The 593-nt window shown below is 48.7% G+C and carries 2 protein-coding genes; both read right to left on the reverse strand.

Translation table 11 applies throughout. The annotated features are described in order from the left end of the window. The coding region (locus tag KH400_RS29595; protein WP_217227917.1) for a hypothetical protein at positions 1-290 on the reverse strand (290 nt) is incomplete at its 3' end. Between the two features lie 10 nt (positions 291-300). Next, on the reverse strand, positions 301-593 hold a 293-nt coding region (locus KH400_RS29600), incomplete at its 5' end, for a hypothetical protein (protein ID WP_217227919.1).

Here is a 593-nt window from a genome sequence, read left to right on the forward strand (position 1 = left end):
TTTTCCTTCTTTCCCTCCTCCTCTTCCTCCCTTCTTCTTCTCTTTCTCCCCTTTTTCCCTTCCTTTCCCCCCTCCTCCCCTTTTTCTCCCTTTTTTTCCTCCTTCCTTTCTTTTCCTCTCTCTTCTTTCTCTTCTCTTCTCCTCCTTTCTTCTTCTCCTTCTTTCCCTCCTCTTCTCCTCCTTCTTCTCTTTTCTCTCTCTTTCCCTCCTCTTCCCTCCTTTCCTTCTCCTCCCCTTCCCCTCCCCTCCTCTCTCTCTTTTCTCTTTTCCCTTCCCTCCCCCCTACACATTTCTTCTATCCTATCCTTCTAATACTCTCTTTCTCCCTCTCTTTACTTCCCTCTTCCCCCTTCCCCCTTCCCTTCTTTCTCCTTTTTTCTCTTTCTTTTTCTCCTCCCCTTCTCTCCTCCTTTCCCCTCTCCCCTCTCCTTTTTCTCCCCCCCCCCTTTCTCTTCTCCTCCTTCCTTCTCCTTCTCTTTTCTTCCCCCTTCCCTTTTCTTTCCTTTTCCTCTTCTCCTTTCTCCCTTCTTTTCTCCTCTTTTCCTTTCCTCCCCCTTCCCCTTCTTCCTTCCCTCTCCCTTTCCTCCTCCTTT

Source organism: Desertibacillus haloalkaliphilus (genome assembly GCF_019039105.1).
GTDB lineage: Bacteria > Bacillota > Bacilli > Bacillales > KJ1-10-99 > Desertibacillus > Desertibacillus haloalkaliphilus.